Origin of the sequence: Geomesophilobacter sediminis (assembly GCF_016458275.1) — a bacterium.
GTDB classification, from domain to species: Bacteria; Desulfobacterota; Desulfuromonadia; order Geobacterales; family Geobacteraceae; genus Geomesophilobacter; species Geomesophilobacter sediminis.
Map to the genome: position 1 here is coordinate 15,337 of NZ_JAEMHM010000020.1, position 14,857 is coordinate 30,193.

12 protein-coding genes are annotated in these 14,857 nt (G+C 56.6%); 11 read left to right on the forward strand and 1 reads right to left on the reverse strand.

Annotation, left to right across the window (positions count from 1 at the left end):
• Positions 1 to 28 precede the first annotated feature (28 nt).
• From JFN93_RS20485 to JFN93_RS20535, 11 genes are all read left to right on the forward strand, one after another.
• Positions 29 to 1,648 carry a glycosyltransferase family 4 protein gene (locus tag JFN93_RS20485; protein ID WP_199386008.1) on the forward strand — a complete coding sequence of 540 codons (1,620 nt, stop codon included), beginning with the start codon at positions 29 to 31 and terminating at the stop codon, positions 1,646 to 1,648.
• A gap of 21 nt (positions 1,649 to 1,669) precedes the next feature.
• Positions 1,670 to 2,866 carry a glycosyltransferase gene (locus JFN93_RS20490; protein WP_199386009.1) on the forward strand — a complete coding sequence of 399 codons (1,197 nt, stop codon included), beginning with the start codon at positions 1,670 to 1,672 and terminating at the stop codon, positions 2,864 to 2,866.
• Between the two features lie 127 nt (positions 2,867 to 2,993).
• Entirely contained in the window at positions 2,994 to 3,974 is a 981-nt protein-coding gene (locus JFN93_RS20495) for a glycosyltransferase (RefSeq protein WP_199386010.1), read from the forward strand.
• A gap of 59 nt (positions 3,975 to 4,033) precedes the next feature.
• On the forward strand, positions 4,034 to 5,248 hold the full coding sequence (locus JFN93_RS20500; RefSeq protein WP_199386011.1) for a DegT/DnrJ/EryC1/StrS family aminotransferase: 1,215 nt from the start codon (positions 4,034 to 4,036) through the stop codon (positions 5,246 to 5,248).
• Positions 5,249 to 5,456: 208 nt separating this feature from the next.
• Entirely contained in the window at positions 5,457 to 6,992 is a 1,536-nt protein-coding gene (locus JFN93_RS20505; protein WP_236021858.1) for an AMP-binding protein, read from the forward strand.
• A gap of 39 nt (positions 6,993 to 7,031) precedes the next feature.
• On the forward strand, positions 7,032 to 7,901 hold the full coding sequence (locus JFN93_RS20510; protein WP_199386013.1) for a glycosyltransferase family 2 protein: 870 nt from the start codon (positions 7,032 to 7,034) through the stop codon (positions 7,899 to 7,901).
• A gap of 213 nt (positions 7,902 to 8,114) precedes the next feature.
• A complete protein-coding gene (locus tag JFN93_RS20515; protein WP_199386014.1) occupies positions 8,115 to 9,215 on the forward strand; it encodes an O-antigen ligase family protein in 1,101 nt (366 codons plus the stop codon).
• Complete coding sequence (locus tag JFN93_RS20520) at positions 9,196 to 9,885, forward strand: DapH/DapD/GlmU-related protein (protein ID WP_199386015.1); 690 nt, start codon at positions 9,196 to 9,198, stop codon at positions 9,883 to 9,885. Before JFN93_RS20515 ends, JFN93_RS20520 begins: the two co-directional genes overlap by 20 nt.
• A gap of 52 nt (positions 9,886 to 9,937) precedes the next feature.
• Positions 9,938 to 10,552, forward strand: a complete 615-nt coding sequence (locus JFN93_RS20525; RefSeq protein ID WP_199386016.1) for a GNAT family N-acetyltransferase — start codon at positions 9,938 to 9,940, stop codon at positions 10,550 to 10,552.
• A 54-nt stretch (positions 10,553 to 10,606) separates the two neighbouring features.
• Positions 10,607 to 11,155, forward strand: a complete 549-nt coding sequence (locus JFN93_RS25840; protein ID WP_199386017.1) for an acyltransferase — start codon at positions 10,607 to 10,609, stop codon at positions 11,153 to 11,155.
• Between the two features lie 13 nt (positions 11,156 to 11,168).
• Positions 11,169 to 12,296 (forward strand): glycosyltransferase, encoded by a 1,128-nt coding sequence (locus JFN93_RS20535; RefSeq protein WP_199386018.1) that lies wholly within the window; start codon positions 11,169 to 11,171, stop codon positions 12,294 to 12,296.
• A 130-nt stretch (positions 12,297 to 12,426) separates the two neighbouring features.
• On the opposite strand, the gene lon is transcribed toward JFN93_RS20535, so the two are convergent.
• Positions 12,427 to 14,844 (reverse strand): endopeptidase La, encoded by a 2,418-nt coding sequence (lon, locus tag JFN93_RS20540; RefSeq protein WP_199386019.1) that lies wholly within the window; start codon positions 14,842 to 14,844, stop codon positions 12,427 to 12,429.
• Positions 14,845 to 14,857: the final 13 nt, after the last annotated feature.

Below are 14,857 nucleotides of genomic sequence, written 5' to 3' on the forward strand. Positions count from 1 at the left end.
CCTCGAGAATGCGCTTCGTTGGAGCAACTTGGCGGCGGACATCGCCGCAATCCATTGCACCCCGTTGTCATCTCCTGAGTTGGAAGCCCTCCTACTGAACATCGCATCACAGCTGACGACAGCCCCATTCGAAACCGCGGCTACCACGCAGAAGCACCCGACAAAAAAGCGATTACTGCATGTCGTAACTTACGCTCTCCCTTCTGGGGGACACACTGCAATGATGCGTAGGTGGATTGAGCTGGATCATTCCGCGAGGCACAGTGTTGTCACGCTGGAACAGAAAGCCCCGGTGCCGTTCTCCTTGGCTGGTGCCGTAGCGAAAACCGATGGAGACGTTATCCAGCTAAATCCGGCTGCAGCGTTGACGTCACGGGCCCTGTCTTTGAGACGCTTGGCACAAGAGGGAGCTGACATTGTGATCCTTCACGTTCATCCTCAGGATGTAATTGCCACCGTCGCCTTCGGAGTGACACAGGTCCCCCCGGTGTGGTTTATCAACCATGGAGCACACAAGTTTTGGGTTGGGGTCGCAATTTCGGACTTCGTCCTCAACTGCAGAGGTTCGCATCTTGAGAATGAGTGGACGGTTCGCTATCGCGGCGTAGCGCAAGAAAGATCACGGACCCTTCCGATCCCCCTAGATTATTCCAAACCAGGCAAGCCACGAACAGAAAGAGACCAAAAAAGAAATTCGGCTAAGAAAAAGCTAGGCATACCCGATGACACGACGGTCATCCTGACGTCGGGAGACACATACAAGTTCACGCCAATCAGAAATATTGACTTTTTGCATATTGCCAAAAGAATCTTAAAAGACCGGCCTGATGTCTTCTTATTTGCAGTTGGCGTTGATGAAAATGTAGCGTGGAGTGCGGCGAGCAAGCAAGTGGGTGGTCGTTTGCAGGCGGTTGGCAGACATGCATCTTTGCGGATTTACCATGATGCCGCCGACATCTATATCGAAGGATTCCCCTTCGGGTCGACAACGGCACTCTTGGAAGCAGGGGCGCAGGGCATTCCCTGCGTTCTGGCTCCAGGCACCTGCCCTCCACCTTTCACCAGCGATGGTTTAGCCCTGGAGGGACTCCCGAAACCGCGGGACCTGGATGAGTATCTAAAGCAAATTGAGGCATTTGTTGAAAGTCCAGACGAGCGGGTCAAAAAAGGATCGAAGCTTGCCGCGGCCATCGAGAGGGTTCACACGGGCCAAGGCTGGTTTTCCTTTTTGGAACAGATCAAGAGCAGCGTGCCCGCCATACACCACATTCATCCGGTGCCACACGTTGAACAAGTTGCGCCGGCTATCTCGAACTTCTGGGGGGCCTTTTGGCACAATCAACACAGAAAGGACGAATTTTTGGACACCTACCAGCGGGCATTGGTCGGAGGACTTACCCCACGGTTGGACCTTCCTGTACTTCAAGCCCTCGCAGCGTCCAGAGATATTATAAAGAGAAATGTTTTTTTCAACATCATGACCAAGCTGGCTTGCTCTTTTGCATATCTTTTTCCCAAAGCAACCACATCGAGGTTCTGGTGCCACAATCTTTTCTTTTATCTGCGCGATGATGGGTTCATCATGCGGCAGATCCAGGCATTAAGCTTACGATTTCGCCCGTCCAAGGAGCATGAACCAGCAAAATAATAACCACGGTGAAGGAATCTTATGTCAGCGATCACGATACTTACTGCTGCACGATCGTGGGGGGGGATGGAGGTCCACACGACGCGACTTGTTGAGATCCTCGCGGGGATGGGGCATGAGGTAACCCTCGTAGATGGAGGAGGTCTCTATCGTTCCCACTGCACCAGAACAAGCAACGTCACGGTCGTCAATAGGCCAATTGTCCAGTCGTTACCTTTGGTAACTTTTACCGAAGCGATAAAAATTCTTTCTGGTCAACCTGGTGACATATGTCTGTTCCCGAAAGGCTGCTTTGAACAGGGCAATTGGAGCATCGACCTTGCTGCAAGACTCTTTTTCCGCACCTATGTCATTATCGAGCACCTCGCATCGGGACCTTTCCCGGAGAGGACCACCCGAAAACACCTGGGAGGCGTGATTCCGGGAATCGGTTTATGGTGGTATCGGAGGCGTCTCGAACTATATCTAAACCGATTCTTCCGATTCCGACTGCCCGATCGCATCATCTGCGTAAGTAGCATCATTCAAAAGCAGCTTACGCAAAACTTTGGATTTTCAGCAGATAAGGTTGTGACCGTGCATAACGGTATTGACAGTCTCCGGTTTGCCCCCTCGCCAGCTTTTCGGGAAAAGGCGCGGAAATCCTGGGATGTACCGTCGCAGTCATTGGTTTTCGGCTGCCTGGGTCGGCTCCATGAGATTAAAGGCTTCGATACCGCGTTGAAGAGCTTTCATGCCACCAGGAAAGCAAATCCGGGAAGCGACATCTGGCTGGTAATCGCCGGCGAAGGGCCAGAACGCGAAACCTTGGCGCAAATGGCAGCGGATTTGAACATCGTGGACCGGGTTAGATTTGCTGGTTTTACCTCCACTCCATGGGAGCTCTATCCCGGCTTCGACGTCTTTCTTATGCCCAGCCGCAACGAAGGGATGCCCTTGGCGCTTTTGGAGGCGATGTCCTGTGGTTGTCTCCCTATTGCCATGGACGTAGGCGGCATCCCCGAAGTGATCCAAGAAGAGGCCGTCGGCTTGCTCATCCCCAACGGCAATACCAGATCTTTTGCCGAGGCGATGTGTAGATGTGCCGAAATGTCCCCAGAGCTACTGCAACATCGTGGAGAGAAGGCAAGAGCCCACATTCTGGGAAATTTCAACGGAGAACAGAAATACCGGGAAGCTGCAGAAGCTATACTATCGACAGATACTCATCATGATTAGACACACGGCCGCGTACGGTGTTTTATCTTAGCGGCACCATGCCGGTTTGGTAGCACCCACTCCTCAAGGAGCAAGGACCCCGAGGATCCGCATCTCCAGAAAGTCTTAACCATTCTCCGAGGAAATGATGCCCAAGGTATCCGTCATAATTCCGACCTATAACTGTGGCCAATTCATAGGGAAGGCACTGGATTCTGTTTTGAAACAGACCTTCCTGGACTATGAGATCATTGTTATGGACGACGGGTCGACGGATGCAACAGCTTCCATTGTCGCCAACTATCAGTCCGTCAGATACTTCTACCAAATCAACCGCGGGCTTCCTGCCGCACGCAATGCTGCTGTTTCTCGGGCAAACGGTGAGTATCTGGCGTATCTCGACGCAGACGACCTGTGGTACCCGGAGAAGCTACGGCAGCAGGTTTCATTTCTCGACGCCACCCCAAGATGTGGCATTGTCCATGCTGATTTAACCTACGTCGATGAGAATGACGCCCCATTTATCCCCCTGTGGCACCACCAAAAGAGAGGAGCCGGCCAACAGGGGGAGTGTCTCGAGGACCTGCTTCACAACTGCCTGATCCAGGTACCGACTGTCATGGAACGCCATGCCTGCTTCGATCAAACGGGTGGCTTTGACGAACGTTTTCGTCGCGTGGAGGACTACCTACACTGGATTCATGTCGCCTTGCGCGGGCATCAATTCGGTTACATCGATAGGCCGCTGGCCATGTACCGCTGGCGATCCGGGAGCCTGAGCAAAAACAGCGCTGCGATGCTTAAAGCGACCGTTCAGATGTTCCAGGTACTCATGGAGGAGACAGATTTGAATCGTAATTCCGATGCCAGCGATATTGTAGCAAAGCGAATTGCAATGTTAAAACGCTTGATGCCAGGAGCCCTGCGTCGCGAGGGGGATTATCGGCTTGCCAGGCAGACCGCATTAAAGCTGCTTCTCGATTTCCCGAAGGAATTGAACTCCTACGTGGAACTCTTCAAATCTTCGCTCCCCGAACCGCTGCTACTCGCAGCAAGGAAAATGCGTTCATCAAGATCCCGTACCGGCAGGAATCCCCCCCCTAACCCTGCGACGCCAACCCAGATTTAATTTTTTCGCAACCACGTCGCCTGCTCCGGGCCGCCCGACTTCCCAGGAGTGAACACAAAATGCGGATCAAAAGAACGCTTCCTCCAGCCGCAGCACCGATCGAGGTTCAGGATCTCATTTCCGGGCTGCGTGGCATGCTCCGGGGCGGGGAAACACTAAGCAAATTCGAAAAAGAGCTGAAGGAGTATTTCGAGGCGGAATACTGTTTCGCAGTCTCGTCGGGAAAAGCTGCACTCACTTTGGTACTGGAGGTGTTACACCAACTCCGTCCGGAACAAAATGAAGTAGTGATCCCGGCTTATACCTGCTATTCCGTCCCATCTGCAGTAATCAGAGCGAGGCTGGCCATCCGGCTTTGCGATATAGAGGAAACCACCCTGGACTTCGATCTAAATCAGCTTTCCCGTCAGCTCAAAAGTAAAAAGGTTCTGTGTGTAATGCCGACACATCTTTTCGGTGTCCCGGCGAACATCCGGAAACTGAGAGAACTTGTCGGGGAAAAGCCCATCTTCATCGTCGAGGATGCAGCCCAGGCCATGGGCGCAGAATGGCAAGGGGGGAAGCTGGGTGCGCTCGGCGATGTGGGTTTTTTCAGCATGGGGAGAGGCAAAGCGTTCTCGACCACCGAGGGGGGAGTCATCGTCACCCGCGACGAAAGGATCGGGCAAGCCCTTCAGGAAAAAATAAGAACCCTCCCGGCTATGAGGGCCACCGGTATTGTCCGGACCATAGGCGAAACTATCGTCCTCTCGGTTTTCATGCATCCTCCCTTGTTCTGGTTACCAAAGGCCCTCCCCTTTTTGAAGTTGGGCCAAACCTTCTACAATCCTGATTTCCCAATCCACCGACTTTCCTCGTTTAACGCCGGCACCGCCGCGCGCTGGCAAGCAAAAATCGAACGTTTTAGAAAACTTCGCTGCCGGAACATCACCGCCCTTATCGAGTCCGGCATCCTGCCACCGGGCCCGGTCGGCCCGCAATGTCCCGACTTGATCCGGTTCCCGCTCATCACCGACATGCCCGAACGAAAACGGGAACTGCTGTACCATGCTGAGCGGCAGGGTCTCGGCTTTTCCCCAGGCTATCCCGACTCCGTAGCCGCCATCCCGGAACTCGCCGACCAGCACTTCCCCCCCGAGAGTTTTCGTGTGGCAAAGGACGTAGCGGCCCGGCTGTTAACCCTCCCCATCCACCCCTTGGTCAACGACCAGGACCTGCAAAAGATCATTGGCAGCGTCTGCCCCCCACTCCCATTATTCAACCTCTCCCCCTAACAAGCAGCTTGAACATTGCATGATGTGGTTTTTCTAATAAAATACCTCCTATTCTTTCCAGGGCGATCGTCATTTCAGCGGTTCCCAGGAAAGATCTCCACGGGAGGTATACAACATGGCACACCCGCTTATCCGCAATAACCAGCACAACATAGGTCACATTTGCACAACCCAGCAATGCCTCGAAGGACGGGGAGCCAACCTCGCTATGCGCTGGGTTGACTCTCAAGGGACCCGAATCGATTACAGTTTCGAAGACCTGGACCGAGAGAGCAACCGTTTCGCCAATCTCCTTTCCAATCTCGGGTTCGGATCCGGCGACATCTTCTTCACCTTTCTACCAAAGATGCCGGAACAGTTTTTCGCCTTTCTGGGGGCGCTGAAACTGCAGGTAATCTGTGGCACGATGTTCTCCAACTTTGGTGAGGAGGCCCTTCTGGATCGTCTCGGCGATTCCGGCGCCAAGGGGATCATCACCAAGACCAGCCTTCTGAAAAAACTACTCCCGATCCGGAAACGGCTCCCCGATCTCCAATACGTCATCGTCGTCGACGGTGATGATGATCCCGATCTAGAGTTGTTGAGCTACCGCCGCCTGTTAGCAGAGGCTTCTCCCGATTTTCTCACCCCCCTTACTCAGGCTGACACCCCATCGGTCCTGCACTATACCTCGGGCTCCACGGGGAAACCGAAAGGAGTCCTGCACCGTCATGGCAGCGTCGTATTGCAAAGCCTGACGGCCAGGGAGGTGCTGTCACTGACCCATGAAGATCTCTTCTGGTGCACCGCGGACCCGGGCTGGGTTACCGGTACTTCGTACGGCATCATCGGGCCATGGAGCCTCGGTGTGCCCCAACTCCATTACGGCGGCGGCTACGACGCGAAGGTCTGGATGCAGCTTCTGGAACAGGAAAAAGTGACCGTCTGGTACTCCGCACCAACTGCGCTGCGCATGCTGATGCGGGAAGATACTTCCATTTTCGCCTCGGTGAAGCTGTCCAGCCTCCGCCACATCTTCAGCGTTGGCGAACCGCTCAATCCCGAGGTTATCTCCTGGGCCCAGAAAGTGCTCAACCACGAGGTCTACGATACCTGGTTTCAAACCGAAACCGGAGCCATCATGATCAGCAACCGGCCCGGCCTCAAGATTCGGCCCGGGTCGATGGGCAAACCGGTTCCGGGAATCCAACCAGCCATTCTCGACGATACCGGAAAGCATCAGGAGACCGGGATTCAGGGTAACCTATGCCTCAAGCCGGACTGGCCTTCCATGTTCGTCACCTACCTGAACAACGAAAAGAAATACCAAGAGCGGTTCCAGCATGGCTTCTACCACACCGGCGATACTGCGGTGCAGGACAGCGACGGCTATTACTGGTTTATGGGCCGAAACGACGACATCATCAACACTGCAGGCCACCTGGTCGGCCCCTTCGAGGTGGAAAGCGCATTGTTGGAGATGGAGGAGATTGCGGAATCCGGGGTCATTGGGGCCCCCGATGAACTGATGTTCGAAAAGATCGTAGCCTTTGTCGCACTGCATCCGCGGTACACCCCCAGTCCGGAACTGGAATTGAAGATCAAGCTTCACGTCGCGAACAAGGGGTCGAGCACCATTTGCCCCCATGAGATCATCTTCTGCGACAGTGTCCCCAAGAACAAAAGCGGAAAGATCATGCGACGGGTACTGAGAGCGAAATACCTCGGGCAGGACCCCGGCGACATCTCGACCATGGACTTCTAGTAAGGTTCCGGGCGTGCCCGCAGAAAAGAAGGAAGAATCATGACCGTAAGCGTCATCATACCGACCCACAACAGGGCGGATCTCATAACCGAAGCGATCGACAGCGTCCTGGCCCAGACCTACACCGATTACGAAATCATCGTCGTCGACGATGGCTCCACGGATCAGACGGCTGAGGCGCTGGGCCGCTACGGGGACTCGGTCCTCTACCTCTATCAGAGCCAAATGGGGCCAAGTGCAGCCCGAAATGCGGGCATCAAACGGGCAAAAGGCGACTTGATCGCCTTTCTGGATTCCGATGACATGTGGCTGCCGGAGAAATTATCGGCACAGGTAGCGGCTATGGAAGCAAATCCATCAGTAGGGCTGGTAGCTACCGGATACGCGACCATCAGCGCCGGGGAGGCCAAGAAAGATGAGCAAGTTCTCTCCGGAGCTGAAGTCTCTGAGGTCCGCAGCTGCCATTACAAGAACTACTTCGCCACCTCGACCGTGATGGTGCGAGCGGATTGCTTAAAAAAGGTGGGGCGCTTCGATGAGTCGCTGCACTTTGCAGAGGATTGGGATCTGTGGCTGCGAATCCTCCAGGCATACGACTTTACCTACATCGGGAGGGTACTGACGCGGTACCGCAAACACCTGCTGAACATAACCCAGACCTCCTTCCATCGGAACGTAAAGGACTGGGAGAAAGTGATCGAACGCCACCGCGGAAGAAGTTTCAAGGAGTGGTTGATCCACCAGAAGCGATTCAGCTGGTTGTATCTGAACATGGCGGTTGTCTACCGAGATGAGAACCCGAGACAGGGGCTGAAGTATCTCCTCAAATCCATCATCGAACATCCCTTCACCCATCCCGGAAGGTACTCGGCACTGGTCCGGCTATCAATAGCATGCATGGTGTCATAAATGCGAAACATCGGGATCGACCAGATCAAAGCTGGTGGCGAGGGGAACGCAGCCTCCCCTCTCGCCACTTTTGTTTTTTTTGCCTGGACCTTCACCATACTTTGCCGGCCCCAGGACTATCTGACGTTTCTAGACGCCGTGCGCCCGGCGCTATCTCTGGGAGTGGTTACCCTGCTGCTGAGCTTTACGGTCAAAGGTGCCGGATTGCCCCTAATGAACAGCCAGCTCCGAATGTACGCCGCGTTGCTGGGGGTTCTGTTCTTCAGCTCCCTCTTTTCCATCTACACCAGCGCGTCAATCGGCGACTACCTCCATTATGCCTTCACCGCCTGTTTCGTATTCATCTTCGGCAAGATGGTAACCACGGCAGGGGCGTTGACTCGAACGGTCAGGCTTTGCTGCATCGGTATCGGGATCTACTGCCTTTGCATTCTGGGATACGGCGAAAACATCCAGGACCGGATTGTCTTCGGCACCATGTTCGATCCCAACGACATCGCTTACTACGTGTTGGGCTTTCTGCCGTTCAACCTCATCATGATCAGAAGCGGCCCTGTCATGAAGTTATTGGGCGCGGGGAACATCGTCCTCGGATTAACCACGATCCTCCGCACCGGCTCCCGCGGCGGATTACTGGGGCTGATCCTGGTCCTCGGTTATCTGTTGCTCAAACAGACCAAGACGCTGGCGCTGCGTTTTCCCGCCCGCATGATCATCCTGGTCGTGTCACTGGCGGCGTTTCAGGTTGCCCAGATCAACGTCGACCGGTTCAAGAGCATCATGGAAGTGGAAAGCGACTATAACGCAACGGACGAACAAGGAAGGATCGCGATCTGGAAGGTCGGGCTGCGGCTGATCGCGGAAAATCCGCTCACCGGCGTCGGCTTCAACCGGTTTACCGAAGGGGTGGGACGGGACCGCCAGGAACGGGACCTGGACCAGGCAAGATGGCAGACCGCCCACAACAGCGTCATTCAGATCGGCGCTGAAGCGGGGGTCCCAGGGCTCATCCTCTTCATTGCCCTGACCGTCAATGCCTTCAAGATCTTCCGCCGTTCGACCCGGAGCAGTTCAGCCGAAGTGGCCCAAATAGCAGAAATGGCGGCAGCCGGATTCCTAGGCCAATTTGTGTCGGCACTTTTTCTCAGCCAAGCCTACTCGGCTTACTGGGCCTTCTACATCGCGATCTCTTCACTTTTGCTTCGTCTGATGGAACAGGAACGTGGAGAGCCGGGCAAAACAGGGCTGGGGGCCGCCGCGCCGCGGGCTGTCCCTGCTATTCCAGGAGCGGGAAATGCAAGATATCGTGCTTAAAATCAGGCGCAGGGAGACCCCTTTTTACAACCGGCTTTATCTGTGGGGCAGGGCCCTGAGGCGTTTCGAGGTTCCGGTGTTTCGCCCGGTCTACCGCATGTTTCAGGGGGAGCGCGCGCTGCGGCACATCGTGCTGTCGAATCTCTTCCGGATTTTCTACCACACCCCCCTTTTCAAGCTCCGTTGCGGCTCGGTGGGAAAAGGGCTCTACCTGATCGGCGGCCAGCCGTTGGTCATGGGGCATCTAAAGATCAATCTCGGGGACAACGTGACCTTGCATGGCAAAAGCACCTTGGTCGGTGCCAAGGTATTCGACAGCCCCACCCTTCATGTCGGCGACAACACCTGTCTTGGTTACAACCTGATCGTGGACGTCGGTTGCGACATCACCATCGGCAACAACGTCTTCGTCGGTGACCGAGTCAGCATCCTGAGCTATGACGGGCATCCCACCGCCCCGAGCCAGAGGGGTCTCCCGGCAGCACCGGAGACCAGCAAGCCGATCACCATCAAAGACAACGTCTGGATCAGCAGCAACTGCGTCATTTTGAAGGGTGTCACCATCGGCGAGGACTCGGTCATAGCCAACGGTGCCGTGGTTACCTCTAAGATTCCGGCAAGATCACTGGCAATCGGAAATCCGGCACGTTGCTTTCCGCTGTCCCTGTGAGCCCCCCGTACCAATGCGACTCGAGCTTTACCGAAAAAACAGGAGCCATGACATGGGCACTCGTTCTCCCCTGATAATGCAAATCCTTCACGCGCGGGCGACGGTGAAGAACATTTACGGCGGTGGTGCAAAAGCATGGTGCAACTTCTTGTACTACGGCCTGTTTCGGTTCAACCGGTTCAAGATCTTGAAAGCCGACCTGGAAAAAGCGTTTTCCGCAGAGCGTTCGTCTTCCCCGCTCACCATCCATTACCCCACCGCCGCCGAACTCGATGCCCTGCGTTCGGGACGGGATCTTCCGCGCGAGTTTCATTGCGACCAATTTCAGAAAGTAAGTTTTTGCTGCATCGCCAAGCATGACAACGAACTTGCCTACATCCACTGGATTTACCGCAAGGGCGATTTCAGCAGGTTTCTCCACATCCGTGATGAGAATGCGGCTGAAATCAATTACGTCATCACCTTGCCTCCGTACCGGGGCAGGGGAATAGCAACTGCGGCGATCCTCGACTCGATGCACACCCTGAAAAGCCAAGGGATCAGGTATCTCTATACTGTCATTCACGAGGAAAACGTCGCATCCCTGAAATCGTTCTATAAGGCGGGATTCGAAGATTTTGGTTCAACCGTGGCTTTCGGGATTTTGAACAGCAAAGTGGCGGTCTGAGTCAGACAAGTACCAGACCGATATGTGTTTCCACCACCCACACCGAGGTGAAGCATGCTACTGGATCTGCTCGCTTACCTGCGCGGATATTTTCTGAAATTCAGGGTCGAAACCGGCGGACCGATCAAGTCCATCGGCAGGACGATCATCAACAATCCACGGGGGAAAATCCGCATCGGAAAACGGACCTGCATCTGGCCTCAGGTGAAATTCTCGCTGAATGCCCGAAAAGATGCGGCGGCACCACTTGTCGACATCGGCGCTTACAGCTCCATCGGCGATAGAAGCGAAATCCATTGCGGCGATTCGGTCCGGATCGGGGACTACGTCCTCATTTCCTGGGACGTAAACATCATCGAGTACGACTACCATGCCCCGGGAGGCGGCCACCCTACCCCGAGCCCGATCGTCATAGAAGACGAGGTCTGGATCGGGGCTCGCTGCATTATCGGCAAGGGGGTCACCATCGGCAAAGGGGCGATCATCGGGGCAGGCTCGGTCGTGGTCAAAGATGTCCCGCCCTATACCCTGGCGGTGGGCAACCCGGCCCGGCCGATCAAAGAGGTGAGTTCCTGGCGGGGGAGCAGCAAAGAGCAGATCTGAATCGGTGACCGACATGGCCAAGAGAAAAGGAAAGACAAACCTGTTGCATACGGTGCTGAGCCTGGAGACCGGCGGGCTCGAGAAAATGGTGGTGGACTTCGCCCAGCATCTGGACCGGGAGCGGTACAACGTCGAGGTCTGCTGCTTCGATACGTTGGGAGCCCTGAGCGAGGAACTGGAGAGACAGGGAATCCGGGCGACCCTGCTGCAAAGAAACCAGAAACATTACGATGCCCTGTTTCCGCTGCGGCTTTCCAGGCTTCTCTGGGAGAAGAAGGTGCACATCCTCCACATGCACAGCGGCACGTTCTTCATCGGCACCCAAGCCGGCATCCTGACCGGAACGCCCCCCATGGTCTACACCGACCACGGCCGGCATTTCGTGGAACCGCGCCTGCTCCCGTTCATGGACCGCTTCTCTTCGCAGTTCGCCAGGAAGATCGTCGCGGTGTCAAAGGAGCTCCAAAGCTACCTGACCGAGATCATTCGCCTTCCCAGGGAGAAGGTGATCACCATCAACAACGGGATCGACACCAGGAAGTTCAGCCGCCGCGATAAGCCCCGCCACCTCCTCGACGAACTGCGTATTCCCAGGGACCACGCGGTGGTGGGTACGGTCGGGCGTCTGGCCCAGGTCAAGGACCAGTTCTCACTGGTCAAGGCCTTCGCCCAGGCCCGGCAAAAACTCCCGGAAATGACCCTGTTACTGGTGGGAGACGGGCCGATGCGCGATGAACTGCAAGCCTGCGCCGTCGAACTGGAGGTTCAGGATCACGTCGTCTTCGCCGGCAATCGAAGCGACACCCACGATATCTACAACCTGTTCGACGTTTTCATGCTGACCTCCCTTTCCGAAGGGACCTCGATTTCCCTTCTGGAGGCCATGGCATCGGGCGTGGTCCCCCTGGTTACCAACGTGGGCGGAAATCCGTCCCTGGTGCAGGACGGCCACAACGGGCTGCTGGTCGCTCCCAAGGACGTGGCGGCGATGGCCCAGGCAATCTGCTTCCTGGTGTCCGGCGCCGAAGTCAGGCGCCGCCTTTCGGCAAGTGCGGTGCAGACGGTGCAGGAAAACTACAGCATCGACCGGATGATCAGGGAGTACCAAGGGATGTACGAGGAGCTGATCCCCCCGGATTGATCAGCCAACGGCTGCACCGAAGAACGAGCGCAGCCCCCCTCCCCTCCGCTTCCAAGCTGCTAGACAAGAAAAGGCCCTGGTTATCAGGGCCTTTTCGTTTGCGACACGGGGAATGATGAACGTCCGCCCCCTACTTCACCTTCCCCAAGGCGACCCGGTACACGTCCCGGTAATCCTTGGCAAAGTGCACCTCGATCCCTTCCTTGAGATAATCGGGGAGCTCAAAAAAGTCCGTGCGGTTGCCTTCCGGAAAGACCAGCACCTTCAGTCCGGCGCGCCGGGCGGCGATGGTCTTTTCCTTGACCCCGCCGATGGGAAGCACGCGCCCGGTCAGGGTGAGCTCGCCGGTCATCCCCAGCTTGGGGCGCACGGCCTTGTCGCTCATCATGGAGATGAGGGCGGTCGCCATGGTCACCCCCGCGGACGGACCGTCCTTCGGGGTGGCGCCGGCCGGGACATGAAGGTGCACGAAGTGGGTGTCGAAATAGTCCTCCGGCGCACCGTACTCCTTAAGGTGCGCCATCACATAAGAATAGGCGATCTCGGAGCTCTCCACCATGACGTTACCGAGCTGGCCGGTCTGGCGGAACCCCTTCCCTTTGCTCGGCATGGCAGCCGCCTCGATGGGGAGCGTCGCACCGCCCATGCTGGTCCAGGCCAGACCGGTGACCACACCGGGCACCCCCTCGAATACTTCCTCGGTGGTGAAGACCGGCTGGCCGAGGAGCCCGGGGAGGTCCTTTTTGGTAACGACCATCGGCTCGGAACGCCCTGCGGCGAAATCGCGCGCCGCCTTGCGCATCAGCTTCTTGATCCGGTTTTCCAACGTCCGCACCCCCGCCTCCCGCGCCCACCCGTCGATCAGGGCCGCCAGCGCTTCCTTGCGTAAGGTCACCTGCCCCGGTTTGAGCCCATGATTCTTCAGCGCCTTGGGTATCAGATACTTCCGGGCGATCTCCATCTTCTCCTCGAGCACGTACCCCGAGAGCCGGATCACCTCCATGCGGTCCAGAAGCGGCCCCGGTATGGTATCCAGCTGGTTGGCGGTGGCTATGAAGAGGACGTTGGAGAGATCGAAGGGAACGTCCAGGTAGTGATCGCGGAAGGTTCCATTCTGCTCCGGATCGAGCACCTCCAGAAGGGCCGAGGCCGGGTCCCCCTGGAACGAGGCGCCGATCTTGTCGATCTCGTCCAGCATCAGGACCGGGTTCGAGGTCCCGGCGCTCTTCATCGCCTGGATGAACTTGCCGGGCATGGCACCGATATAGGTGCGCCGATGCCCCTTGATCTCGGCCTCATCCCGCATGCCACCGAGGGAAAACCGGTAGAAGGTGCGCCCCAGCGCGTCGGCAATGCTCTTGCCGACCGACGTCTTGCCCACCCCCGGCGGCCCAACCAGGCAAACGATGGAACCGGAGATGTCCCCCTTCATTTTCCCCACCGAAATGAACTCCAGGATCCGATCCTTCACGTCGGAAAGCCCGTGATGATCACGGTCCAGGATGCGGCGCGCCTTGTCCAGGTTGTAGGAGTCCCGGCTGAATTTCCCCCAGGGGAGGATGGTGAGCCAGTCGAGGTAACCGCGGGTCACGTGATACTCGGGCGATGCCGGCTCCAGGAGGCGCAGCTTCTCGATCTCCTCGGTGACCGTCCGGTGCGCCTCCGGATTCAACTTCAGCTCCTTGAGCCGCGCCTCGAATTTCTCGATCTCGGAGGTCTTTCCCTCCTTTTCGAGCCCCAACTCCTTCTTGATCGCCTTCAGCTGTTCGCGCAGGAAAAATTCACGCTGCTGGGCGCTGATTTTCTCCTCGATCTGTTTGGTGATCTTGGTCTGGAGCCGCGAGACTTCGAGCTCCTTCTTGAGCAAGGTGAGCACCAGGTCAAGCCGCTTGCGAACGTCGAAGAGTTCCAGCACCTGCTGCAGTTCCTGGCCCTCCGCCGTGGTGAGGTTGGCCGCGAAGTCGGCGAGTTTTCCCGGATCGTCGAGGCTGGAACGGTTCAGGAACAGCTTGATCTCCTCCGAATAGAGCGGGTTGATCTGCACCAGCTCCTTGAGCGTGGAAAGAACCGCCATCGAGAAGGCCTTCAGTTCCGCGTTGACCGATAGCTCGGTCCCGTATTGGTACTCGACCCGCGCCAGATACCCTTCCGGCGTCTCCGAAAGATCAACGATCGTGAAACGCTCCAGGGTGTTAACCAGGATCTGGGCACTGTCGTCATCGAGATGCAGGACCTTGACGATCTTGCCGGCCACGCCGACGCGGTGCAGGTTTTCAGCGGTATCACCCTTGTCCGGCTCGCGCGCCAGGACAAAACCCAAGGCGTGAGTGGCATCATCCAGCGCACGCTTAACCGCGAGGACCTGATGCGGCTCGTTGAGGACCATGGGGACCAGCAGGTTGGGAAATGCCGGACGGGGGCGCAGCGGTATCAGGTTCAGAGTGGGAGGAAGCACCTCAGAGGCAAGTACTATCCCCCCCTGTTCTTCGCCGGCCGGAGCGTGACCGTTGATTTCGGCATCGATTACTTTGGCATCAGGTTCACTCATGATATATGCTCCT

What these genes read in the sequence shown, in the direction of transcription:
- JFN93_RS20490 (WP_199386009.1), top strand. Translation starts at nt 1,670, where the DNA reads ATGTCAGCGATCACGATACTTACTGCTGCACGATCGTGGGGGGGGATG.
- JFN93_RS20495 (WP_199386010.1), top strand. Translation starts at nt 2,994, where the DNA reads ATGCCCAAGGTATCCGTCATAATTCCGACCTATAACTGTGGCCAATTC.
- JFN93_RS20500 (WP_199386011.1), top strand. Translation starts at nt 4,034, where the DNA reads ATGCGGATCAAAAGAACGCTTCCTCCAGCCGCAGCACCGATCGAGGTT.
- JFN93_RS20505 (WP_236021858.1), top strand. Translation starts at nt 5,457, where the DNA reads ATGCGCTGGGTTGACTCTCAAGGGACCCGAATCGATTACAGTTTCGAA.
- JFN93_RS20510 (WP_199386013.1), top strand. Translation starts at nt 7,032, where the DNA reads ATGACCGTAAGCGTCATCATACCGACCCACAACAGGGCGGATCTCATA.
- JFN93_RS20515 (WP_199386014.1), top strand. Translation starts at nt 8,115, where the DNA reads ATGAACAGCCAGCTCCGAATGTACGCCGCGTTGCTGGGGGTTCTGTTC.
- JFN93_RS20520 (WP_199386015.1), top strand. Translation starts at nt 9,196, where the DNA reads ATGCAAGATATCGTGCTTAAAATCAGGCGCAGGGAGACCCCTTTTTAC.
- JFN93_RS20525 (WP_199386016.1), top strand. Translation starts at nt 9,938, where the DNA reads ATGGGCACTCGTTCTCCCCTGATAATGCAAATCCTTCACGCGCGGGCG.
- JFN93_RS25840 (WP_199386017.1), top strand. Translation starts at nt 10,607, where the DNA reads ATGCTACTGGATCTGCTCGCTTACCTGCGCGGATATTTTCTGAAATTC.
- JFN93_RS20535 (WP_199386018.1), top strand. Translation starts at nt 11,169, where the DNA reads ATGGCCAAGAGAAAAGGAAAGACAAACCTGTTGCATACGGTGCTGAGC.
- lon (WP_199386019.1), bottom strand. Translation starts at nt 14,844, where the DNA reads ATGAGTGAACCTGATGCCAAAGTAATCGATGCCGAAATCAACGGTCAC.